General features: G+C 38.4%; 24 protein-coding genes and 1 pseudogene. 12 read left to right on the top strand and 13 right to left on the bottom strand.

Features of this window, described 5'->3' with window-relative positions:
• Nucleotides 1-13 precede the first annotated feature (13 nt).
• Nucleotides 14-199 (top strand): YlaF family protein, encoded by a 186-nt coding sequence (locus H0Z31_02825; GenBank protein ID MBO8176369.1) that lies wholly within the window; start codon nt 14-16, stop codon nt 197-199.
• Between the two features lie 41 nt (nt 200-240).
• Here the strand turns inward: H0Z31_02825 and H0Z31_02820 are convergent, their stop codons facing one another.
• The gene (locus H0Z31_02820) at nt 241-1,038 is read right to left on the bottom strand and encodes an inositol monophosphatase family protein (protein MBO8176368.1); all 798 of its coding nucleotides are present in this window, start codon (nt 1,036-1,038) and stop codon (nt 241-243) included.
• Between the two features lie 224 nt (nt 1,039-1,262).
• On the bottom strand, nt 1,263-1,457 hold the full coding sequence (locus H0Z31_02815) for a hypothetical protein (protein ID MBO8176367.1): 195 nt from the start codon (nt 1,455-1,457) through the stop codon (nt 1,263-1,265).
• A 146-nt stretch (nt 1,458-1,603) separates the two neighbouring features.
• On the opposite strand from H0Z31_02815, the gene H0Z31_02810 reads away from it, so the two are divergent.
• The 3 genes and pseudogenes from H0Z31_02810 (at nt 1,604) to H0Z31_02800 (ending at nt 2,760) form a co-directional block, all read left to right on the top strand.
• A complete protein-coding gene (locus H0Z31_02810; protein MBO8176366.1) occupies nt 1,604-1,768 on the top strand; it encodes a hypothetical protein in 165 nt (54 codons plus the stop codon).
• 52 nt (nt 1,769-1,820) lie between these two features.
• Complete coding sequence (locus H0Z31_02805; GenBank protein ID MBO8176365.1) at nt 1,821-2,465, top strand: DUF1054 domain-containing protein; 645 nt, start codon at nt 1,821-1,823, stop codon at nt 2,463-2,465.
• Nucleotides 2,466-2,634: 169 nt separating this feature from the next.
• A pseudogene (locus H0Z31_02800) lies at nt 2,635-2,760 on the top strand (IS3 family transposase).
• 56 nt (nt 2,761-2,816) lie between these two features.
• On the opposite strand, the gene H0Z31_02795 reads toward H0Z31_02800, so the two are convergent.
• Both H0Z31_02795 and H0Z31_02790 read right to left on the bottom strand, forming a co-directional pair.
• A complete protein-coding gene (locus H0Z31_02795; protein MBO8176364.1) occupies nt 2,817-3,092 on the bottom strand; it encodes a UPF0223 family protein in 276 nt (91 codons plus the stop codon).
• A 22-nt stretch (nt 3,093-3,114) separates the two neighbouring features.
• Nucleotides 3,115-4,077 carry a nitronate monooxygenase gene (locus H0Z31_02790; protein ID MBO8176363.1) on the bottom strand — a complete coding sequence of 321 codons (963 nt, stop codon included), beginning with the start codon at nt 4,075-4,077 and terminating at the stop codon, nt 3,115-3,117.
• 261 nt (nt 4,078-4,338) lie between these two features.
• Between H0Z31_02790 and H0Z31_02785 the strand changes: the two genes are divergently transcribed.
• Nucleotides 4,339-5,808, top strand: a complete 1,470-nt coding sequence (locus H0Z31_02785) for an aminotransferase class I/II-fold pyridoxal phosphate-dependent enzyme (protein MBO8176362.1) — start codon at nt 4,339-4,341, stop codon at nt 5,806-5,808.
• Nucleotides 5,809-5,963: 155 nt separating this feature from the next.
• On the opposite strand, the gene H0Z31_02780 is transcribed toward H0Z31_02785, so the two are convergent.
• Nucleotides 5,964-6,083, bottom strand: a complete 120-nt coding sequence (locus tag H0Z31_02780) for a GapA-binding peptide SR1P (GenBank protein ID MBO8176361.1) — start codon at nt 6,081-6,083, stop codon at nt 5,964-5,966.
• A gap of 182 nt (nt 6,084-6,265) precedes the next feature.
• On the opposite strand from H0Z31_02780, the gene H0Z31_02775 reads away from it, so the two are divergent.
• The gene (locus H0Z31_02775; protein ID MBO8176360.1) at nt 6,266-6,655 is read left to right on the top strand and encodes a DUF1885 family protein; all 390 of its coding nucleotides are present in this window, start codon (nt 6,266-6,268) and stop codon (nt 6,653-6,655) included.
• A gap of 39 nt (nt 6,656-6,694) precedes the next feature.
• Here H0Z31_02775 and H0Z31_02770 read toward each other — a convergent pair whose 3' ends face one another.
• Nucleotides 6,695-7,546 (bottom strand): polysaccharide deacetylase family protein, encoded by an 852-nt coding sequence (locus H0Z31_02770; GenBank protein MBO8176359.1) that lies wholly within the window; start codon nt 7,544-7,546, stop codon nt 6,695-6,697.
• A 197-nt stretch (nt 7,547-7,743) separates the two neighbouring features.
• Here H0Z31_02770 and H0Z31_02765 point away from each other — a divergent pair, with 197 nt between their 5' ends.
• Both H0Z31_02765 and H0Z31_02760 read left to right on the top strand, forming a co-directional pair.
• Nucleotides 7,744-9,258 (top strand): BCCT family transporter, encoded by a 1,515-nt coding sequence (locus H0Z31_02765; protein MBO8176358.1) that lies wholly within the window; start codon nt 7,744-7,746, stop codon nt 9,256-9,258.
• Nucleotides 9,259-9,701: 443 nt separating this feature from the next.
• Entirely contained in the window at nt 9,702-10,091 is a 390-nt protein-coding gene (locus tag H0Z31_02760) for a small peptidoglycan-associated lipoprotein (protein MBO8176357.1), read from the top strand.
• Nucleotides 10,092-10,251: 160 nt separating this feature from the next.
• Here the strand turns inward: H0Z31_02760 and lpdA are convergent, their stop codons facing one another.
• The 5 genes from lpdA to H0Z31_02735 form a co-directional block, all read right to left on the bottom strand.
• Nucleotides 10,252-11,661: a dihydrolipoyl dehydrogenase gene (gene lpdA, locus H0Z31_02755; protein MBO8176356.1), complete on the bottom strand. Its 1,410-nt coding sequence runs from the start codon at nt 11,659-11,661 to the stop codon at nt 10,252-10,254.
• Nucleotides 11,662-11,665: 4 nt separating this feature from the next.
• Nucleotides 11,666-12,970 carry a 2-oxo acid dehydrogenase subunit E2 gene (locus H0Z31_02750; protein ID MBO8176355.1) on the bottom strand — a complete coding sequence of 435 codons (1,305 nt, stop codon included), beginning with the start codon at nt 12,968-12,970 and terminating at the stop codon, nt 11,666-11,668.
• An 89-nt stretch (nt 12,971-13,059) separates the two neighbouring features.
• Nucleotides 13,060-14,037: an alpha-ketoacid dehydrogenase subunit beta gene (locus H0Z31_02745; GenBank protein ID MBO8176354.1), complete on the bottom strand. Its 978-nt coding sequence runs from the start codon at nt 14,035-14,037 to the stop codon at nt 13,060-13,062.
• Nucleotides 14,038-14,040: 3 nt separating this feature from the next.
• Entirely contained in the window at nt 14,041-15,159 is a 1,119-nt protein-coding gene (pdhA, locus tag H0Z31_02740; GenBank protein ID MBO8176353.1) for a pyruvate dehydrogenase (acetyl-transferring) E1 component subunit alpha, read from the bottom strand.
• A 477-nt stretch (nt 15,160-15,636) separates the two neighbouring features.
• Nucleotides 15,637-16,290, bottom strand: coding sequence for a YkyA family protein (locus tag H0Z31_02735; protein MBO8176352.1), 654 nt, complete (start codon nt 16,288-16,290; stop codon nt 15,637-15,639).
• A gap of 199 nt (nt 16,291-16,489) precedes the next feature.
• On the opposite strand from H0Z31_02735, the gene H0Z31_02730 reads away from it, so the two are divergent.
• Nucleotides 16,490-16,651, top strand: a complete 162-nt coding sequence (locus H0Z31_02730; protein ID MBO8176351.1) for a hypothetical protein — start codon at nt 16,490-16,492, stop codon at nt 16,649-16,651.
• Between the two features lie 93 nt (nt 16,652-16,744).
• Complete coding sequence (locus H0Z31_02725) at nt 16,745-17,299, top strand: peptide deformylase (protein MBO8176350.1); 555 nt, start codon at nt 16,745-16,747, stop codon at nt 17,297-17,299.
• 45 nt (nt 17,300-17,344) lie between these two features.
• Here the strand turns inward: H0Z31_02725 and H0Z31_02720 are convergent, their stop codons facing one another.
• Nucleotides 17,345-18,118, bottom strand: a complete 774-nt coding sequence (locus tag H0Z31_02720) for a Cof-type HAD-IIB family hydrolase (protein MBO8176349.1) — start codon at nt 18,116-18,118, stop codon at nt 17,345-17,347.
• A gap of 476 nt (nt 18,119-18,594) precedes the next feature.
• Between H0Z31_02720 and H0Z31_02715 the strand changes: the two genes are divergently transcribed.
• Together H0Z31_02715 and H0Z31_02710 are read left to right on the top strand one after the other, a co-directional pair.
• Nucleotides 18,595-18,804, top strand: a complete 210-nt coding sequence (locus H0Z31_02715; protein MBO8176348.1) for a DNA-dependent RNA polymerase auxiliary subunit epsilon family protein — start codon at nt 18,595-18,597, stop codon at nt 18,802-18,804.
• A gap of 6 nt (nt 18,805-18,810) precedes the next feature.
• Nucleotides 18,811-20,478 (top strand): ribonuclease J, encoded by a 1,668-nt coding sequence (locus tag H0Z31_02710; GenBank protein ID MBO8176347.1) that lies wholly within the window; start codon nt 18,811-18,813, stop codon nt 20,476-20,478.
• A 288-nt stretch (nt 20,479-20,766) separates the two neighbouring features.
• Here H0Z31_02710 and H0Z31_02705 read toward each other — a convergent pair.
• The coding region (locus H0Z31_02705) for an IS3 family transposase (GenBank protein MBO8176346.1) at nt 20,767-21,250 on the bottom strand (484 nt) is incomplete at its 5' end.

The raw sequence follows: 21,250 nt of genomic DNA, 5'->3' as shown, positions 1-21,250 counted from the left end.
GGGGTGTGATGTAATGAAAGATATTAAATGGATTTTTGTTCTCTACGCTATTCTTGCTGCTTGTTCCATCATGGGAATCGGTATTGCCATTGGAGAACGTAGCATTCTAATTGCAGTGATTAGTCTTTTGTCCCTTATTTTAATCATGGGGCATGGTTTTAAGACAAAGAAAAAAATGCGTGAAGAAGGAAAGTTATAGACAATTGCAAAAACCTATGGAAATAAATCCATAGGTTTTTTTTACTTCAATGCATGCAAATATTTTGTAAGAATTTTCTCGTGCAAACCAGGTTTACTGACGAAAACCGAGCTTTTCTCTAGTAAATTAAGGGGTTCTCCGTTCAACTTGGTCATTTTCCCGCCAAGTTCTTCTACAATAATTTTCCCAGCCGCAAAGTCCCATGGAGACAAACGCATCGTGATATATGCATCTAGCCTTCCCGCAGCGACATATGCCATTTCAATCGCCGCTGAACCATACGATCTCGTGCCACGCACATCTTGGACTAACGGAATAAGAAGTTGGTGGTCGATGCGTTTGTTAGGTTTTACCCATGTGGCATTAAGGGCAATTACGGCATCTTCCACATGTCCTTCCTCTAAAGGTGGTAGCGGTTGATCATTCAAAAACGCTCCTTTTCCAGATTGGGCCCAATATAACTCTTCATGAACGACATCATAAATATAACCAAGCTTTCCCTTCCCATCTTCATAAATTCCGATGGAAATGGCAAAATTACGCTGTTGGTGAACAAAATTCATCGTTCCGTCTATCGGATCAATAATCCAAACGATGCCATCTAATGAATTGACATCATCACCAAATCCTTCTTCTCCTAATATGGTATGCGTGGGATATGTATCACGAATACGCTGAATAAAATATTGTTCCGTTTCTCGATCGATGTTCGTTACTAAATCGTTTCGATTCGATTTAGACTGCACATGTAACGTCGTAGAAAACGACTGTTTAATACGTTGCCCAGCTTCTCGAATCCAATGCTGTACGTGTTCATGAATTTCTGTCCAATTTGTCATGAGTGATCCCCCATTTAGCATCCAATAATATGTATTCATTAGCTTAAAATAATTCCTGTTTGCAATCAAGTTTTTGCACTTTCATTTACCTCAGGCTAAACTTATTATAGGGAGTGAACCTCAAAAAAACGAACCTCCGATGGATATTTCGGACGCTCGTTCACTCGAGTAGGGTATGATTTTTTTTCATTATAATTATTACTTTCCCTCCCATCCACTAGCGATTATAAGGCATTTAACTTCATCAGTTCTTCCCGAATATGATTTAATTTTTTCTTACTTGTCGCTTGTTTTTCAACATCTTGTTCTTGCATGGCTTCATATAACACCGCTAATTCATAATCCATTTCCAGACGTAATACCGCTAAACGTTGTTTCATATAGTCTTTTTTTCTCGAAGAATTGACCAATTGTTTCACGGTTCCCACCCCTTTTTTATGTCCGAATTTTCTAATAACTTTGTATTTATTGTATGAACGGATTCATGTTGATGCAACTAAATTGTGTTATAACCTACTTATCCACATTCTAAGTTCTAACATTATTTTTTGTTAGGCTATGTTATATGTCATTGTTGATTTTTAGCAAGTTATTCACTCGGCGGCGACTCCAGCGGGAACAAGAAGCCGCAAGACCCTTACTTGAGCGGAGCGAGGGAAGCGGCTTGCACCTTGCCCGCGTAAAGCGTCCGCCACAAGCGATATGTATAAATATCAACAGTATCGTTTAACAGAGCGTTTTGTTAAAATAGACTAAAATAAAAAATAAAGGAGTATCGGTCAATGGCATTTCAAAGCTTTACTTCACAAGATTTTGATGTCTTTTCAATACCAGGATTAGAGGACAGAATGGATGGGATTATTACATATGTGCGTCCAAAATTAGAACAACTCGGACAATATTTTGCTCCTATCCTAAGCTCCTTTACAGGGGAAGAAATGTTTGCCCATGTTGCCAAACATGCTCGCCGTACGAAAAATCCTCCTGATGATACGTGGGTAGCCTTTGCTCCTAACAAAAGGGGGTATAAAAAACTACCACATTTTCAAATCGGGTTATGGGGATCGCATCTTTTTGTTTACTTTGCGGTTATTTACGAAAATCCCTATAAAGAACAAATCGGACAAGCATTTACAACCAACTTTAAACAAATTGTCGACACAATTCCTTCTCATTATGTATGGTCTAGTGATCATACGGTTCCTTACGCAAATGTTCATAAAGAACTTACAGAAGACGACTTACGTCAATTGTTTGAACGATTAATGAACGTAAAAAAAGCAGAAATACTTTGTGGCATTCACCTGTCAAAGGAAAAAGTGTTAAACATGTCTGGAAACGAACTTCTTCAAACGATTGAAAACACATTTAAAACACTTTTGCCTCTTTATCAGCTTGCCAACTCGCCGAATGAAGTGAAAGTGTAAAATTATTCCTCCAACAAAAAGAGGGGACTGTGGTATTATCCCCTACAGGTAGACATTAAAAAAAAAAAGAGCATGGTATGATGTTCTTAATAGTCTTCCTGGGAGGGGATTTTTCTATGGCAAAAAAAGGACAAACTTTTACATCATATACTGTTGAATTAAAGTGCGTCCTAAATCAATCGCTCAAGCATATAGGGCGATTAAGGAGTATATAGATTTTTACAATAAAGATCGATTCCAAGAAAAATTCAACGGCCTTTCCCCGATTGAATACCGAGAAAAGGCCGCAGCTTAATATACTCTTTTTTTCATTGTCTACTTGACAGGGTTCTGTGCACTGTCCCCATCTTATTACGATTCCATTTTCACAAAATCGCCTGGATTTGATTCCTTCATTTTTTTCACTACATGGTAAGGTGAATACCCACTCGAATCAGCAAATTCATTACAATACTTTTTTTCTTCCGCTTTACTAGGAACGATTTCTTTAAATCGTCGATAAAAGGTCATAAATTCATCGCGGTTCATACCTTTTTCGTACACTGTTTCGACCGCTTCAAAAAACTTAATCACATCGATTATTTCTTGTGTTGTCCAATCATACGAGAACGGATATTGATATTCCATCATGTTCCACCTGCTTTTTCTGTTATTCCATCGACCAGCGACGACGAATGGATTCCGCCTCATGAATCATCCGGTCGAATAGTTCTTGAACAGTCGGGACATCTTTTATAAGTCCCATCACTTGGCCTGCCCAAGCAAAACCTTCATCCACTTTACCATCATAAATAAAACGCTTATTGGCGGTGCCACTAATATAATCTTTTAATGCTTCATATCCACCGTTTTGTCGTTCGATTTCTAATATTTTTTCAGTCCAAGAGTTAGCGATGGCACGGGCTGGTGCACCGAGCGAGCGCTTAATCACTACTGTATCATTTTCTGTTCCTTCAATCAACGCCTGCTTATAGACATCCGATGCATGAACACATTCTTTTGTTGCAATAAAGCGAGTACCCATTTCGATTCCTTCTGCACCTAAAGCGAAAGCGGCCATGAGACCTCGACCATCACCGATCCCGCCAGAGGCAATTACCGGGATGGATACCGCGTCTACTACTTGAGGGATTAGTACAAACGTTCCGATATCATGCTTACCTAAATGTCCTCCACCTTCTTGGCCAACGACCATCACCGCATCCGCTCCAAGCTCTTCCGCTTTTTGAGCTTGACGTTTCGCTGCTACTAACACGAGTTTTTTTACGTCTACCCCTTTTAATTGTTCAAAAAGTGGTGTTGGATTTCCACCAGTCATCGAAATGACAGGTACTTTTTCTTCAATGGCCACATCGAGATAATGCGAAAATGGACGCCCATGTTGACCAATCGCAAAATTGACTCCAAACGGTTTATCCGTTAATTGTCTCACTTTTTTAATTTCCTCTCGCAAATCTTCTGGACTTGGTAAGGACATGGCTGTGATTTGTCCAAGTCCCCCAGCATTGGAAACCGCTGCGGCTAATTCTGAATAGGCTAAATGAGCTAAGCCTCCTTGAATGATTGGATATTGAATATTCAATAATTTCGTGACTCGTGTTTCAAAATTCATCGTGCTCACTCCTCCTATCTTTTCCTCCATTACTTCTCTATTCACGATAAAAATCCTTTTCTTAAAAAAACTATTGAAGTAGCAAATTTTCCCCTTTCCAAACGGATAATATAAGTGCTATAATGCATTTGTTTTATGTTTAATCGTCTATTTGTATAAAGTTTAACTTTCATCAGTGGGGACCTTCATCCACCACTGAAAGTTACTGCCCGTTAAGTTGGGATAAATTTGATTTTAACATATAAAGAGGTGTGAAATGAATTGTCACAATTTGAAACGCCACTATTTACTGGGTTAAAAGAACATGCTAAAAAGAATCCGATACAATTTCATATTCCAGGACATAAAAAAGGAACTGGAATGGACCCTGAGTTTCGGCAATTCATCGGTGAAAACGCATTGTCTATCGACTTAATTAATATCGCGCCATTAGACGATTTGCACCAACCGAAAGGAATCATTAAAAAGGCACAAGACTTAGCTGCTAAAGCCTTTGGTGCTGACTATACATTCTTTTCCGTCCAAGGCACAAGTGGTGCAATCATGACAATGGTCATGTCTGTTTGTGGTCCTGGAGATAAAATAATTGTCCCTCGGAATGTGCATAAATCAGTCATGTCAGCCATTGTTTTTTCAGGTGCAACGCCTATTTTTATTCATCCGGAAATTGATGACCGGTTAGGAATTTCCCATGGGATTTCTACCGATGCTGTTGAAAAAGCATTGAAACAACACCCTGATGCCAAAGGGGTTTTAGTTATCAATCCAACGTATTTTGGTGTATCTGCCGATTTGAAAAAAATCGTCGATATCGCCCATTCTTACAACGTTCCAGTCTTAGTTGATGAAGCACATGGTGTACACATTCATTTCCATGATGATCTTCCGCTATCGGCCATGCAAGCAGGAGCAGATATGGCCGCAACTAGTGTGCATAAATTAGGTGGATCGATGACACAAAGCTCCATTTTAAACGTTCGAGAAGGTCTCGTGTCAGCGAAACGAGTCCAAACGATTTTAAGCATGCTCACAACGACTTCGACATCGTATTTATTACTGGCTTCTTTAGATGTCGCCCGTAAACGTTTGGCTACCGAAGGAAAAAGCATGTTAGACCAAACGATTCGGTTAGCCCAGTGGATTCGGAATGAAGTTAACAAAATTGAACATTTGTACTGTGTAGGCGAAGAAATTTTAGGAACAAATGCCGCCTATGATATGGATCCTACAAAGCTTATTATCTCCGTGAAAGATTTAGGGATTACTGGTTATGATGCAGAAAAATGGCTGAGAGAAGTATATAACATTGAAGTTGAGCTCTCCGATTTATATAATATTCTCTGCATTGTAACACCTGGTGATACCGAACGGGAAGCAACTATCCTTGTGGAAGCACTACAAAAGCTTTCCGATACATTCAAGCACTTAGCCAATGAAGTTTCAGCTAATGTAATGCTACCAGATATTCCACTTTTAGCCCTGTCTCCACGGGAGGCCTTTTATTCCGATACGGAAGTGGTGCCGTTTGAAAAATCGGTTGGTCGCATTATCGCCGAATTTATCATGGTCTATCCACCAGGAATTCCTATTTTTATTCCTGGCGAAATTATTACAGAAGAGAACTTACGTTACATTAAGAAAAACTTAGAAGTCGGTTTACCGGTTCAAGGTCCGGAAGATTTCGAATTAAAAACATTACGCGTCATCAAAGAACATAGAGCGATAAAATAACAATGAGGCTTGTCCTCATTGTTATTTTATTTATACGTGTATAAGTATGACATGATTATATAGCTCAACAAGAAAAAAACTGTCCTCTCTCAAGGACAGTTTCATCCGTTTATCTATTAGCAGCACACATATTCCCCTTAAAGACCGTTTATATATTACTCTTCATCCGTGGACTCTTCGTTGCAACCGCAACAAGTAGAATAAAGAACCGTTACTTTCTCATCTTCAAAATGATCAATGGTTGCGTTGCAAGTTTGACATACGATTGTTCCCATCTCCATACTCCCTTTCACAAAAATAGTGAAGTAAGCGTTTTATTTGTTTGCTTAATTAGATAATAATATAACACTTTTGATTTTTCAACCCTAAATTGTATGTCACATTTAATTTTTTTGTTCTAATTATCGGTATTGCTGCATATATGTGGACTAGTTATTTATTGAGAGGAGGTACACAAATGGAACGAGCAAAAATCGATGTACCCGATCATCTGCCAATAACAAAAGAGAAGGTGATCACATTATTTGATGAATATAAGGAACAAATGAAAAGAACAGGTGCTCAGCTAGGATGGGCATACGAAGAAGCAGCTTTTCCTTATCAAATAGAAGAAGTAAACGAGCATGAAATTTTTTTACGAGGGTTTGAACGTCATTATTGGGGGATCTTTCTATTTTGGGACGATTCTTCTCTTTACATTCAGCTCCATCCCCAATCTACTCATGCTGATAAAGGGAAAGCGAACGAGTTTTGTAAATCATTTGGACCGAAACTAAAAGGGAAAGTTACTTTGTTTAACGGTCGGTTAATGGACTTTTCACTCGAAAAAAAGAAAAGAAAGAAATAAAAGGTACAGGCATATGTCCTGTACCTTTTACATTTGCTTCTATTGATTGGGTTGTGGTGTGGCAATCAGTGCCGGATCTATTATTTCATATCCTTTTTCTTGTAAGCCAAGAACGATGTTACGTAAAGCTTCTTTTGTCCACTCCCGGTCGTGCATTAAGAGGTTAGCTCCATTACGCAACAACGGTGTGTCTACCATAATGTGTTCCAACGCTTCTTTCGTTCGATACTCCTTTTCCCAATCGTACCCGTACGTCCAATTCATCAACTGCATTCCTTCTTGCCTTACAATCTCCTTACTAATTTCTGTATTCACCCCAAATGGTGCCCGGAAAAATTTCGGGCGTTCACCGATAATATTTTCAATCAAATTATTTAACCTAACAATCTCTTCTTTCTGTTTTTCAGGAGAGAGTTTACTTAACATGGAATGACTGTACGTATGATTTCCGATTTCAAAACCTAACTGGTGTATTTCTTTTAAAACATTTTGTTCTTCCTCCGTATCTAAAAAATGACCATTGACGAAAAAGATCGCTTTGACATCAAGCTCTTTAAGAATATTGGCCATTTCTAACGTATATTGATCAGGCGCATCATCGATTGTCAATAGAACAACTTTTTCATTCGCATCCGCGATAGGAACGATTGTCCATGAATGTTCATCTACACGGTAGAGTGGAACAAGTGGGACTTCCTTTTCTTCCTCATGCATATTCAAAACATCTTTCTCATTTTCTTCATTATTTTCAATTTTTCCCTTATTTTCATGTTTATTTTCCTTTTGTTCAGGGTATTTATATGAAGGCGGTGAATCGGTTGTCTCAGTATACGTATGGGAGCATGCAGCAATCAGTAGTAACAACATGGTACCTATAATGATCTTATTCATAGGGATTCTCCTTCCTTTACGAAAATAGCTAAAGATGGTAACATAGTAAACCGTATGCCCCAACACCCATTTGTCATAAGCGCTCATTGTCTTTTTCAAACGATATTGGCTCAATTTATTATACTGATTTTTTATCTAGAAAAAGAACCGAATTTATCCATTCAAACAAAAAATTTCATATTGAAAGGGGAGATTTGATGAAGAAGGTAACCCCAGTGTTTTTCGTTTCTGTCATTGTTACAGTATTGTTTATTATTTGGGGACTTCTACCAAGAGAGAAATTTCCAACGTTAAATTTAGATACAATTACTACAAAAGTTCACTCTTTCATTTTAGAAAAATTTGGGTGGTTTTATCTATTATCCGCATCCATCTTTTTAGTTTTTGCCTTCATTTTAATATTCTCAAAGTATGGGAACATTCGTTTGGGGAAAGACAATGAGGAGCCAGAGTACAACTTCTTAACATGGTTTGCGATGCTCTTTAGCGCTGGAATGGGGATTGGTTTAGTATTCTGGGGCGTAGCTGAACCATTGTATCATTATTATTCTCCACCGTTTGTTGAAGGACAAACGAACGAAGCTGCTCGAGCAGCTATGCGCTATTCATACTTCCATTGGGGCTTACATCCTTGGGCGATATATACGGTTGTTGCTCTTTCTTTAGCCTACACCCAATTCCGTAAACATTCACCGGGTGTCATTAGTTCCACGCTAAGACCGATTTTAGGTGACCGTGTTGACGGTGGTTTAGGCGTTTTTATTAATTTTATTGCCGTGTTTGCGACCGTCTTTGGGGTAGCAACTTCCTTAGGATTAGGAGCGATCCAAATCGGTGGGGGAATTTCTTATTTGTTTGATGGTGTTTCAAATACGATTAGTACACAATTGATGATTGTGGCTGTTGTTACTGTCTTATTTATGCTTTCAGCTCAAACAGGATTAAACCGTGGAATTAAATATTTAAGTAATATTAACATTTTCTTAGCGATATTACTCATGCTCTTTTTACTCTTTGTTGGACCAACAAACTTTATTATGGATGTCTTCACATCTACCATCGGCCAATACTTACAAAATTTACCTTCTATGAGCTTCCGGTTAGCACCGTTTGAACAAGATATTACGTGGTTCCAAGATTGGACCATTTTCTATTGGGCATGGTGGATTGCATGGGCACCATTTGTTGGATCATTCATTGCCCGTGTATCTCGGGGACGTACTGTTCGTGAATTTGTCATTGGGGTATTAGCTGTACCAACCATTTTTGGTATGCTATGGTTTGCAGTATTCGGTGGTACTGGTATTTACTTAGAACATTTCATTGGAAAAAATATTATGGAAGTCATGTCAAATAAAGGCGTTGAAATTGCCTTGTTTACTGTATTCGAAAATTTCCCATTAACTACCCTTTTATCTGCCATAGCCATTGTATTAATTAGTACTTTCTTTATTACATCAGCTGACTCGGCTACGTTCGTTCTTGGTATGCAAACAACAAATGGAAGTTTAAATCCATCAAACCAAGTGAAATTCGTTTGGGGTATTATTCAATCAGCTACTGCTGCCATCCTTTTATGGAATGGTGGTTTAGCTGCATTACAACGTGCTTCAATTATCGCGGCATTACCGTTTACGGTTATTATGTTAATGATTGTCGTTTCTTTAATAACATCTTTTAATGAAGAAATGAAAACAACTCGAAAAAAATAAACGAAATAAAAGGAACAAAGGCTGACGAACCCAAGGTTTCGTCAGCCTTTCTCTTTGGATTTGAACATTACAAAAAAGAATAAATTCCGAAATAACATCCAAAGCTAAGCACGGTAACCACAATCGAGCGTCGGAGGGAATAAAAAAAACGGTTGGCCACGATAACACTGATGTAAATAAAAACAAAAAGCATTAATAATTTATATTCCTTATGATCATCTGGGGACAACCAAATAGCTAATGAAAAACCACTCCAAATTATCATATGAATTAATAATACTACATACGTTTTCATCGAATCACTTCCCTTAAGGCCCACCTTCTATGTTTCAATTGTGTAACATTTAATTTACAAGCCGTGTTTGTACATGTATATGTGATAAAATAGCAAAAAAAGAAGTAATAATTTTACAATCATCATTCCATAAAGCGAGGCGCCACGTATGAGAGGCAGATCTTTTTTTCTTCTTATCTCCCTTCTCTTGTTAAACGGTTGTGTGCACGAAACCCCTTCTGAAAAAGAATTGATGGATGAGAATCAAGTTTTCTTCTTTTCAAATGAGTCGGATTATAAAAATGAAGTCTCATACTATGATGCATTAATTGAGTTAAAAAAAGAATATCCTGAAGTATTTAAAAATATGGTAGTCATTAGTCCCGGAAAAGAGCATGAAGTGAAAGAGAGATTTGATATTGATGAATATCCAGCGCTGATTATCGTACATGGAAATGAAATTATAGTTGAAGTGATTGGAAATGTATCAAAAGAAGACATCATTAAACCTGTTTCTACTGCTCTCGAAGAGAAAACATCATCAGAGCAAAATTATTAGGACAGAAAAGAAGGACGAATCATTCGAATGAAGAACTGTCTCTCTATAATAGGATATTTAATAAAATAAGGTCTAATTTTGTTAACATTAATATACGAAGTATATCCAGGTATTAATATTAATCCCCTGTCCCTCATTGAAGGGCAGGGGATTTTCTTTATTATTTTACAATATGGATAGGGTTTCCAAGAGCTACTTCTGCAGCTTCCATTGTAATTTCTCCAAGTGTTGGATGAGCGTGGATCGTCATAGCAATATCTTCTGCTGTCATACCAGCTTCGATTGCTAGACCAAGCTCCGCAATCATATCAGATGCACTTGGACCGGCAATTTGCGCACCGATTACTAAGCCGTCTTCTTTACGAGTGATAAGTTTTAAGAAACCTTCTGCTGCGTTAAGTGCTAGCGCACGACCGTTTGCAGCAAATGGGAATTTCGCTGCAACCACTTCGATTCCTTCTTCTTTAGCTTGCTGTTCAGTGTATCCAACAGATGCTAATTCAGGCTCAGAGAACACAACTGCCGGAATTCCTAAGTAATCAATTTCAGATGGATGACCGGCAATAGCTTCAGCAGCAATCTTACCTTCGTAAGATGCTTTATGCGCTAATGGTGGTCCTTCAACAACGTCACCAATTGCAAAGATATTTGGTACGCTTGTACGGCATTGTTTATCGATCTTGATTAGACCGCGTTCTGTTAATTCAATACCAACTTGCTCAAGACCTAGTTCATCTGTGTTTGGACGACGACCAACCGTTACTAACACGTAGTCAGCTTCGATCGTTTTTTCTTCACCGTTCGCTTCAAATGTAACGACTACGCCATCTTCTTTTTCTTCTACACCTTTAGCCATCGCTTTTGTGAAGATTTCTACACCTTTTTTCTTTAAGTTACGTTTAACAAGGGCCGTCATTTGTTTTTCAAATCCTGAAAGAATTTCTTCTGCCCCTTCTAAGATAGTTACTTTTGTACCGAAGTTAGCATAAGCCGTACCAAGCTCTGTTCCAATGTAACCACCACCGATGACAACCAATTTGTTTGGAATTTCTTCAAGGTTCAGTGCACCAGTGGAGTCAAGTACACGTTTAGAGTACTTAAATGCAGGAAGTTCAATTGGACGAGAACCTGTTGCGATAATCGCATGTTTGAATTTGTATGTTTGTGCAGAATTTTCGTCCATCACACGAACTGTGTTCGCATCAACGAAGTATGCTTCTCCTTTAACAATTTCTACTTTGTTTCCTTTAAGGAGACCTTCTACACCACCTGTTAATTTTTTAACTACACTTGCTTTCCATTCTTGAACTTTTGAAAAGTCTACTTTAACATTTTCTGCTGTAATACCCATATCAGCAGATTCTTTCGCAATCTCGTAACGATGACCTGCCGCAATTAAGGCTTTAGAAGGAATACAACCAACGTTTAAGCAAACGCCTCCTAAATTCGCCTTTTCAACGATCGTTACTTTTTGACCAAGTTGAGCAGCACGAATTGCAGCTACGTACCCACCAGGTCCTGCACCAATGACAAGAGTATCAGTTTCGATTGGGAAATCTCCTACTACCATACCATTACGCCTCCATTAGTAATAATTCTGGATCGTTTAACAAGCGCTTAATGTGGTTAAGCGCATATTGAGCAGTGGCACCATCTATGATTCGGTGATCAAAGCTCAATGATAATGCTAACACAGGTGCGGCTACAATTTCACCATTTTTTACTACAGGTTTTTCTTGAATTCGACCAATTCCTAAAATTGCAACCTCTGGGTGGTTAATTACAGGTGTAAACCATTGACCACCAGCAGAACCGATGTTTGTAATTGTGCATGAAGCACCTTTCATTTCGTTTGGAGTAAGTTTTCCTTCACGTGCTTTAACTGCTAACTCATTAATTTCTTTAGAAATAGCAAACATTGACTTCTTGTCTGCATCTTTAACAACTGGTACAAGAAGACCTTTTTCGGTATCTGCTGCAATACCAATGTTGTAGTAATGCTTATGGATAATTTCAGATGTTTCATCATCAATGGACGTATTTAATGTTGGATACTCACGTAACGCGCTTACCAATGCTTTTACAACGTAAGGTAAGAACGTAAGCTTGATACCTTTTTCTGCTGCCACTTCTTTGAATTTCTTACGATGTGCAACAAGTTTCGTTACATCTACTTCGTCCATTAATGTTACGTGAGGAGCTGTATGTTTAGAGTTCACCATCGCTTTGGCAATTGCTTTACGGATACCGCTCATTTTCTCACGAGTTTCTGGATATTGACCTTCAAGAACTGGTGCTTCTTGAGCTTTTGCTTCAGTTGTTTCTGTAGAAGTTGTTTCAACAGCTGTTTCAGTTACTGGAGCTGCTTCTGCCGCTTGAACTTGAGCGCCACCTTGTAAGAACGCATCGATATCTTCTTTTAGGATACGGCCATTTTTTCCAGAACCAGTAACTTGACGAATGTCAACGCCTTTTTCACGAGCATATTTACGAACAGATGGCATTGCAATTATTCGGCGGTTCGGATCAACATCTGTCGTTTGTTTTGTTTCTTCAGCTTGTTCAGCTTTCGGCTCTTCTTTTGCTTCCTCTTGTTTTTCTTCTGTACCATGATCTCCCTTAAATTGGAGATTTTCATAACCTGGTGCATCAAATGTAACGAGTACATCTCCAACAACCGCTACAGATCCTTCTTCGACTAAAATTTCTTGTACCGTACCTGTAACAGGAGAAGGAATTTCAACAACTGCTTTATCGTTTTGCACTTCACAAAGTACGTCATCTTCTTGAACTTTATCTCCAGGTTTTACAAACCATTTAACAATTTCACCTTCATGGATACCTTCACCGATGTCTGGAAGTCTAAATTGGAATGCCACTGGTATTCACCCTCCTAATCTTTTCTCACAGTCTTGTTCAATAGGACAGAAAGAAGAGGGAAAATCCCCCTTCTCTAGGTGCATTTACATTAGAACGTTAATACTTTTTTCGCGGTCTCAATAATATCTTTGTAGTTTGGCAGCCATACTGGTTCTGCTTGAGAGAAAGGATAAACAGTGTCAGGTGCAGCTACACGTAAAACCGGTGCTTCTAAGCTTAAAATCGCACGGTCGTTAATTTCTGCTACCACATTTGCTGCAATACCTGCTTGTTTCTGAGCTTCTTGTACAACAATCGCACGGTTCGTTTTTTCAACAGAAGCAATGATTGTGTCAATGTCAAGTGGGCTTACTGTACGAAGGTCAATAACTTCAGCGGAATAACCTTCTTTTTCAAGTTCATCTGCTGCTTTTAATGCCTCATGAACCATTGCCCCGTATGCAATGATAGAAATATCTTTACCTTCACGTTTAATATCCGCTTTACCAATCGGAATTGTATATTCTTCTTCAGGTACTTCTTGACGGAATGAACGGTACAATTTCATATGCTCTAAGAAAATTACTGGATCATTGTCACGGATCGCAGAAATTAATAATCCTTTCGCATCGTATGGTGTTGATGGGATAACAACTTTTAATCCTGGTTGTTGTGCCATTAATCCTTCAAGGCTATCGGCGTGTAGCTCAGGTGTATGTACACCTCCACCGAATGGAGAACGTACTGTAATTGGCGCATGATAACGTCCACCAGAACGATAACGCATACGAGCCATTTGACCGCTAATCGCATCCATTACTTCGTATACGAAGCCAAAGAATTGGATTTCTGGAACAGGACGATATCCTTGTAATGCAAGACCGATCGCTAAACCACCGATACCAGATTCAGCAAGTGGCGTGTCGAATACGCGGTCTTCACCAAATTCTTTTTGAAGACCTTCAGTTGCACGGAATACGCCTCCGTTTACCCCAACGTCTTCACCGAACACTAATACGTTTGGGTCATTGCGTAATTCAGTGCGTAACGCATCTGTGATCGCTTGAATCATTGTCATTTGCGCCATGGCTTACTTCGACTCCTTTTCTTTGTAAATTTCGTATTGCTCTTTTAAGTTGAAAGGAAGTTCACCTTCGTGCATGATGGAGATTAAATCAGTTACTTTTTGTTTTGGTGTTTCGTCCGCTTTCTTAATAGCTTCTTTAATGTCATCTTTTGCTTTTTCGATTGTTTCGTTTTCCATTTCTTCGTTCCATAAACCTTTTGCTTCTAAGAATTTACGGAAGCGTACGAGCGGATCTTTTTTCTCCCATTCTTTGTCAAGCTCTTGAGAACGATAACGAGTTGGATCGTCACCAGCCATTGTATGTGGACCATAACGATAGCAAAGTGTTTCAATTAAAGTTGGACCTTCACCGTTAATTGCACGTTCACGAGCTTCACGAACAGCAGCATATACCGCTAATGGGTCCATACCATCTACTAACACGCCTGGAATACCTGCTGCCACCGCTTTTTGAGCAATTGTTTTTGCAGCGGTTTGTTTTTCACGTGGCGTTGATATCGCGAATAAGTTGTTTTGAACAACAAATACTGCAGGAGCATTAAACGCACCGGCAAAGTTAATTCCTTCATAGAAGTCCCCTTGAGAAGAACCTCCGTCACCTGTATAAGTAATCGCAATGGCTTTTTTACCACGTTTTTTCATACCAAGTGCCACACCAGCTGTTTGAATGTATTGTGCACCGATAATAATTTGTGGAGGTAATACATTTACACCTTCAGGAATTTGGTTACCATGGAAGTGTCCGCGTGAGAATAAGAACGCTTGATATAACGGTAACCCGTGCCATACGATCTGTGGAACGTCACGATATCCTGGTAATATAAAGTCTTCTTTTTCTAAAGCGAATTGAGAAGCAATTTGGGACGCTTCTTGTCCAGCTGTTGGTGCATAGAAACCAAGACGTCCTTGACGATTTAAAGAAATACAACGTTGGTCAAGAACACGAGTATACACCATACGGCGCATTAACTCTTGAAGTTGTTCATCCGATAATTCTGGCATCGCAGCCTCGTTTACTACTTCGCCATTTTCATTTAAGATTTGGAACATTTCAAATTGTGCTTCAATGTTCTCGAGCGTCTTTTTCGCATCGAACTGAGCTTTTTTTGTTTTAGATGCCATCAAATGTCACCTCTTCCTTTCTCTCCGTAAGAATTTCATAAAAAAGAAAGACCAAAACATAGGGTACCCTAAAAAACGGAAACTTACTTCTTTTCGTTCTAATTAGGACATCACTTATAGTTTTCCACGAATATACAGGATACAAACGTTTGATTCCTCAATCAAAAAAAACAAACTGTATCAATAAAAATAATAAAACAAATGATACAACTTCTTTTGTTCGTCCTTTAGTGTACAATAAAAAAAATCGATTCGTCAATCGTTAAATATCAAAGAAAATCGCCACGTTCATAAAATTTATTTTTTTCGAACAACATAACTGTACTAATGGAATCTGGTTGTCTGTATTATAAAAAGAACAACATCTCGAAACTGTTATAGCATAAACATTTTTTTAAAATAACTTACGAACCTTTAGTCCCCTTTTTTCAAAACAACAAAAAAGCACCTAATCAAGAATTAGATGCTTTTAAAAAATTATTCCCCATCCTTGCTCACTTCTAAACCAGCTTGTTGATAAAACTGTAATTTTAATTCATTGTATACTTCTGTTTTTTGATTAAACGCTTCGTTGGCAGCAAGTACACGCTCATACGCTTCATTAATTTTCGTTAAATGTTCTTCTAGTTCTTCCATTGTCAAATCTTCTCGTTGGAACATTTGATAAAGTTCCTTATCTAACGCCAGTCCTTCCATGTAAGCTTCATATAATTGTTTATGGGCTTCATAACGGTCAGACATCGTTTTAACTAGTTTTTTTGCTTCTGCTTTTATTTTTTCATCTTTTATGGTAGGAACGATGTCTTCTACTTTTATAAATTCCTGCTGCGCTTTTTCAATCGATTGACGTTCTTTTTGGATTAGCTCTTCTCTTTTTTCAGCGTGCTCAAGTGCTTCATTAGAAAGTTGAACAATTTGGTCGAAATCTTTCATACCTAATGACATAATTTGATTATATAAATCCTGTTCCGCTTGTTCATGTTCTACTAGAGGATCTTGTTGTTTCTGAAACTCTTCTTCGAGTGTCACCGTTTTTTCTAAAATTTCATAAATTTGCTCTTCAGGGCTAGTCATCCCCACGCAACCTGATAAAATCACGATAAGAAATGCTATTAATTTGATTATTTTCATGTTTGCCCTCCTATGACCTTGTTACCCTCTACTATCAATCCTTCTGTCATCTTATCGCTTTTAGATTCGATTGTCCATTTATTTTTGTGGTTATTTCCAGCATATGAAGGTTTAGGAAAGAACATGCCTTCTCGTTTTTCTCGTCTAGTGTCAAACAATAGGAATTTCATATGCTTTCTTAATTGTAAGGCTAAGTTATATGTCAATGTTGATTTTTAGCAAGTTATTCACACGAACGGCGACTCCAGCGGGAACAGCTAGCCAGGCAAGACCCATACTTGAGCGTAGCGAGGGAAGCGGCTTGGGCCGCGGAAAGCGTCCGCCACAAGCGAACTGTATAAATATCAACAGTATCGTTTAACAGAGCCTATTGTAAAAGGGAAATCTTTCAATGAAGTGCCTACTTTTGATAAACTTAAGCATATAACACCGCTTGAAAATAGGAGTGATACGTATGATTACAATGGATGATATTATCAAAGATGGCCATCCGACTTTACGAAAAGTAGCGGAAGAAGTTTCACTTCCACCTTCTAAAGAAGATCAAGAAATTTTAAAAAGTCTTTTAGAATATGTCATTAACAGTCAAGACGAGGAAATTGCCAAAAAATATGGCTTACGTCCGGGGATTGGCTTAGCAGCTCCACAAATTAATGTGTCTAAACGGATGATTGCCGTTCACGTACACGATAAAAAAGGGAAGTTGTATAGTTATGCCTTGTTTAACCCAAAAATTATTAGTCATTCGGTTGAAAAAGCATATTTAACCTCTGGAGAAGGATGTTTATCCGTTGACGAACCTATCCCTGGATATGTTCCTCGATACGCTCGTATTACGGTGAAAGGGTACGATGTAGACGGTAATGAAGTAAAGTTGCGTTTAAAAGGGTTACCAGCCATTGTCTTTCAACACGAAATTGATCATTTAAACGGCATTATGTTTTACGATCATATTAATAAAGAAGATCCGTTTCGTCCGATTGAAAATGCGTGTCCAATTGAACGTTAAAAGAGCTGACCAATCCCGATTCTCCGGGAAGTCAGCTCTTTTCATTTAGTCAATTAAATTCAACATTTTCAATCCTTCATAAATGCCATCATCAGCGACATCTTTCGTTACAACATTTGCCGCCTTTTTCACGATTGGATGAGCATTTCCCATCGCAACACCGGTACCAACGCTTTGTAACATTTCAATATCGTTTAAACCGTCACCAAAGGCATAAACGTCTTCCATGGAAAAGTTCAAGCGGGAAATGAGTTTTTTAATTCCCTCTGCTTTCGATCCTCCAGATGGAAGAATATCCGTGGAATATGGATGCCAACGAACAAATTTGAAATTCGGATATTTTTGAAGATACTGCTCTTCTTCCTCTTCACGACAGAAAAGAAGTGCTTGATAAATTTCATTTTCTTGATAGTAGGTCGGATCATATGGTGGATGGTCAAATTTTAAACTTCCCATACTCTCTTCAATGTAAGTATGGTGTTCAATGTTCCCTTTCATTTCTTGGTGGTTCATAAAAACAACAGGATGTTCCTTCGTTTTTGCCTCTTCTAAAAGAGCTTCAATTTCTGACGTTGGCAATGGATTTTTGTAGATTACATCATTTTCAAAGACGACATATTGACCATTAAAACTTACAAATGTTTCAATTTCTAATTCCTCAATTAACGAACGGAACATAAACGGTGCTCGCCCGGTGGCGATGGCGACATATATTCCATTTTCCTTTAATTTGTAAATCGCTTCTTTCGTTCGTTTTGGTATCTGTTTTTCATGATCTAACAACGTGCCATCTATATCAAAAAAGACAATTTTTTTCATCGATAAATCTCCTCTTTTTATATTCCGTCTATACCTTACTGCCTTCCCACTTCTTTGTCAATTTTGTCAACGCTTACAATCAATAATTTTTTTATCGCTTAACAGTTGTGAATAATTTCCATTCATCCCCACGTAAAAAAAGGATTAAAAAATCATATACTAGCAGTAAACAGACGGCACGTACTTTACATTCCTATAGAATTGGTTAAAATAAAAAGTAGGGAGTGATCTACCATGTTAAAAAAGCTACGTAAAAAGCTTTTAAAACAATGGAAAGATCTTCTAAGAAAAAAATTAATCGCGTAATCCTTTTAATTGATTGGATGGAAATTTCGTACAGTAAAGCCCTTCTGAATGCGAAGGGCTTCTTCTTTCTATACATAAGTTGTTATGAAAAAACATGAAAAAGTTTATAACATTATTTATAATAGAAAAAGTTACATTTTTATTGAAAACGGAGTAAGGAGAGAAAAGACATGATTTTTAAAGTGTATTACCAAGAAAACTTAGATTTAGCACCAGTACGTGAAAACACAAAAGTTCTGTTTATTGAAGCTGAATCTGAACGAGAAGTGCGCCAAAAGTTACGATCCAAACCGATTAACATCGAATATATCCAGTTACTTGAGGGTGCATATTTAGAGTATGAAAAACAACGCGAAGACTTTAAAGTATTGGAGATCTGATCATATATGAAATTCGTAAAAAATGATCAAACAGCGGTTTTTGCCCTCGGCGGATTAGGTGAAATTGGAAAAAACACTTATGGCGTACAATTTCAAGATGAAATTATTTTAATTGATGCGGGTATTAAGTTTCCGGAGGACGAATTATTAGGAATCGACTACGTCATTCCAGATTACACGTATTTAGTTAAAAACGAAGAAAAAATTAAAGGGTTGTTTATTACGCACGGACACGAAGACCATATAGGTGGGATTCCTTACTTGCTACGTCAAGTTAACGTCCCAATTTATGGAGGTAAGTTGGCCCTCGGACTCATTCGCAATAAGTTAGAGGAACATGGTCTTCTTCGTCAAGCAAAGCTTTATGAAATTAAAGAGGATGATGTCATTAAATTTCGCAAAACGTCGGTTACCTTCTTCCGAACAACTCACAGTATCCCAGATTCCTATGGGATCGTTGTCAAAACACCTCCTGGAAACATCGTTCATACGGGAGACTTTAAGTTTGACTTTACCCCTGTAGGTGAACCGGCCAACTTAACAAAAATGGCCGAAATCGGAAAAGAAGGCGTCCTTTGCCTTCTGTCAGATTCGACAAATAGTGAAGTTCCCCACTTTACCATGTCGGAACGTCGTGTAGGGGAAAGCATTCATGACATTTTCCGTAAAGTAGAAGGCCGCATTATTTTTGCAACTTTTGCTTCAAACATTCATCGTCTGCAGCAAGTCACCGAAGCGGCGGTGTTAAACGGACGAAAAATTGCTGTCTTTGGTCGCAGTATGGAAGCAGCGATTGAAATTGGTCGGGAGTTAGGTTATATTCGCTGCCCGAAAGATACTTTCATTGATGCTCAACAAATTAATCGTCTGCCTGCACATCAAATAACAATATTATGTACGGGAAGCCAAGGCGAACCAATGGCGGCCTTGTCCCGAATCGCGAACGGAACGCACCGACAAATTCAAATTCAACCTGGTGACACGGTCGTGTTCTCTTCATCCCCAATCCCTGGGAATACGATAAGTGTAAACCGGACGATTAACCAGCTATTTCGTGCTGGAGCAGACGTCATCCATGGATCGTTAAATGACATCCATACATCAGGTCATGGTGGTCAAGAAGAACAAAAGCTGATGATTCGCTTAATGAAGCCGAAGTATTTTATGCCAATTCACGGTGAGTACCGAATGCAACGCATGCATGCACAACTAGCAATTGATTGTGGAATTAAGCCGGAAAACTGTTTTATTATGGACAACGGTGAAGTATTAGCTCTTGGGGATAATGGAGCACACATTGCTGGAAAAATCCCATCAGGCTCTGTTTATATTGACGGTAGCGGTATTGGCGATATTGGGAACATCGTGTTACGTGATCGCCGCATTTTATCGGAAGAAGGTCTCGTCATTGTTGTTGTCAGCATCAATATGAAAGAGTACAAAATTGCCGCTGGACCTGACATTATCTCCCGCGGATTCGTTTACATGCGCGAATCAGGCGACTTAATTAATGATGCACAAGCACTTATTACGAAACATTTGAATAAAATACTCGAACGTAAAACATCGCAATGGTCGGAAATTAAAAACGAAATTACCGAAACGTTAGCACCATATTTATATGAAAAAACAAAACGTCGTCCAATGATTTTACCAATCATTATGGAAGTATAAACGAAACCCGTACCGTTTCTTTGGTCTAGCCCCAAAAAAGTGGAAGTTTAAAAAACCCCGGGAGTAATTATCCTTAAAAGGAAATTGCTCCCTTTTTCTTATGGTATATTGTCTATTATTCATATAGCTTGACATGGAGCCTCTCCACGCATGGTTCTCGCACCAGGAAACCAGGCTATTCAAAGCTGGATTCACCTCATCTAGGTTACCATGCGTTTACTCCATATCAAGCTGTATTCTCAAATGCGATCACAGTTTTAATTCAAGTAGGGAGCAATTTCCTTCCCATTATGCAGCGTGTTGAAGCCTAAAGTTAACTGGTGACATCTTATTTAGTTTCCTTTGTCTTCGCTCATGATTGTAAAAGTGTATATACTCTACAATTCGTTGTTCTAATTCTTCTAATGTTTGGACATCATAAGGGTAGATGGATTCCGTTTTGAAATGGGAAAAGAAACTCTCGATGCAGGCGTTATCAAATGGATTGCCTGCCCGGGACATGCTCAAACGGATTCCGTAAGATTCAAGAGTGTCCTGCAGGGCACGGGACGTGTATTGGCCTCCTCTGTCGCTATGAAGAATCAGGCCATCCACGTCCATTCTTTTGTCTAATACCATCTTAATCGTTTTCATGACGAATATTTTATCTGGTGTACTTCCGATCTGATAGCCTATAATTTCCTTGTTGTATAAGTCCATTACTGCGGAGACATACAGTTTCTCATCAAATAGGGTGAACTCTGTTATGTCCGTCACCCATTTCTTATTTGGT

It is taken from the genome of Bacillus sp. (in: firmicutes) (assembly GCA_017656295.1).
GTDB lineage: Bacteria > Bacillota > Bacilli > Bacillales > JACDOC01 > JACDOC01.
Note: the sequence above shows the minus strand (reverse complement) of the source record. Positions and strands in the feature narration are given on the sequence as shown.

Excerpts from the sequence above, each read along its gene's own strand:
- H0Z31_02730 (MBO8176351.1), top strand. The coding sequence starts at position 16,490 with ATGTCAATGTTGATTTTTAGCAAGTTATTCACACGAACGGCGACTCCA.
- H0Z31_02795 (MBO8176364.1), bottom strand. The coding sequence starts at position 3,092 with ATGGAATATCAATATCCGTTCTCGTATGATTGGACAACACAAGAAATA.
- H0Z31_02775 (MBO8176360.1), top strand. The coding sequence starts at position 6,266 with ATGGAACGAGCAAAAATCGATGTACCCGATCATCTGCCAATAACAAAA.
- H0Z31_02810 (MBO8176366.1), top strand. The coding sequence starts at position 1,604 with ATGTCATTGTTGATTTTTAGCAAGTTATTCACTCGGCGGCGACTCCAG.
- H0Z31_02715 (MBO8176348.1), top strand. The coding sequence starts at position 18,595 with ATGATTTTTAAAGTGTATTACCAAGAAAACTTAGATTTAGCACCAGTA.
- H0Z31_02760 (MBO8176357.1), top strand. The coding sequence starts at position 9,702 with ATGAGAGGCAGATCTTTTTTTCTTCTTATCTCCCTTCTCTTGTTAAAC.
- H0Z31_02720 (MBO8176349.1), bottom strand. The coding sequence starts at position 18,118 with ATGAAAAAAATTGTCTTTTTTGATATAGATGGCACGTTGTTAGATCAT.
- H0Z31_02790 (MBO8176363.1), bottom strand. The coding sequence starts at position 4,077 with ATGAATTTTGAAACACGAGTCACGAAATTATTGAATATTCAATATCCA.
- pdhA (MBO8176353.1), bottom strand. The coding sequence starts at position 15,159 with ATGGCATCTAAAACAAAAAAAGCTCAGTTCGATGCGAAAAAGACGCTC.
- H0Z31_02765 (MBO8176358.1), top strand. The coding sequence starts at position 7,744 with ATGAAGAAGGTAACCCCAGTGTTTTTCGTTTCTGTCATTGTTACAGTA.
- lpdA (MBO8176356.1), bottom strand. The coding sequence starts at position 11,661 with ATGGTAGTAGGAGATTTCCCAATCGAAACTGATACTCTTGTCATTGGT.
- H0Z31_02735 (MBO8176352.1), bottom strand. The coding sequence starts at position 16,290 with ATGAAAATAATCAAATTAATAGCATTTCTTATCGTGATTTTATCAGGT.
- H0Z31_02725 (MBO8176350.1), top strand. The coding sequence starts at position 16,745 with ATGATTACAATGGATGATATTATCAAAGATGGCCATCCGACTTTACGA.
- H0Z31_02780 (MBO8176361.1), bottom strand. The coding sequence starts at position 6,083 with ATGGGAACAATCGTATGTCAAACTTGCAACGCAACCATTGATCATTTT.
- H0Z31_02745 (MBO8176354.1), bottom strand. The coding sequence starts at position 14,037 with ATGGCGCAAATGACAATGATTCAAGCGATCACAGATGCGTTACGCACT.
- H0Z31_02770 (MBO8176359.1), bottom strand. The coding sequence starts at position 7,546 with ATGAATAAGATCATTATAGGTACCATGTTGTTACTACTGATTGCTGCA.
- H0Z31_02820 (MBO8176368.1), bottom strand. The coding sequence starts at position 1,038 with ATGACAAATTGGACAGAAATTCATGAACACGTACAGCATTGGATTCGA.
- H0Z31_02825 (MBO8176369.1), top strand. The coding sequence starts at position 14 with ATGAAAGATATTAAATGGATTTTTGTTCTCTACGCTATTCTTGCTGCT.
- H0Z31_02710 (MBO8176347.1), top strand. The coding sequence starts at position 18,811 with ATGAAATTCGTAAAAAATGATCAAACAGCGGTTTTTGCCCTCGGCGGA.
- H0Z31_02805 (MBO8176365.1), top strand. The coding sequence starts at position 1,821 with ATGGCATTTCAAAGCTTTACTTCACAAGATTTTGATGTCTTTTCAATA.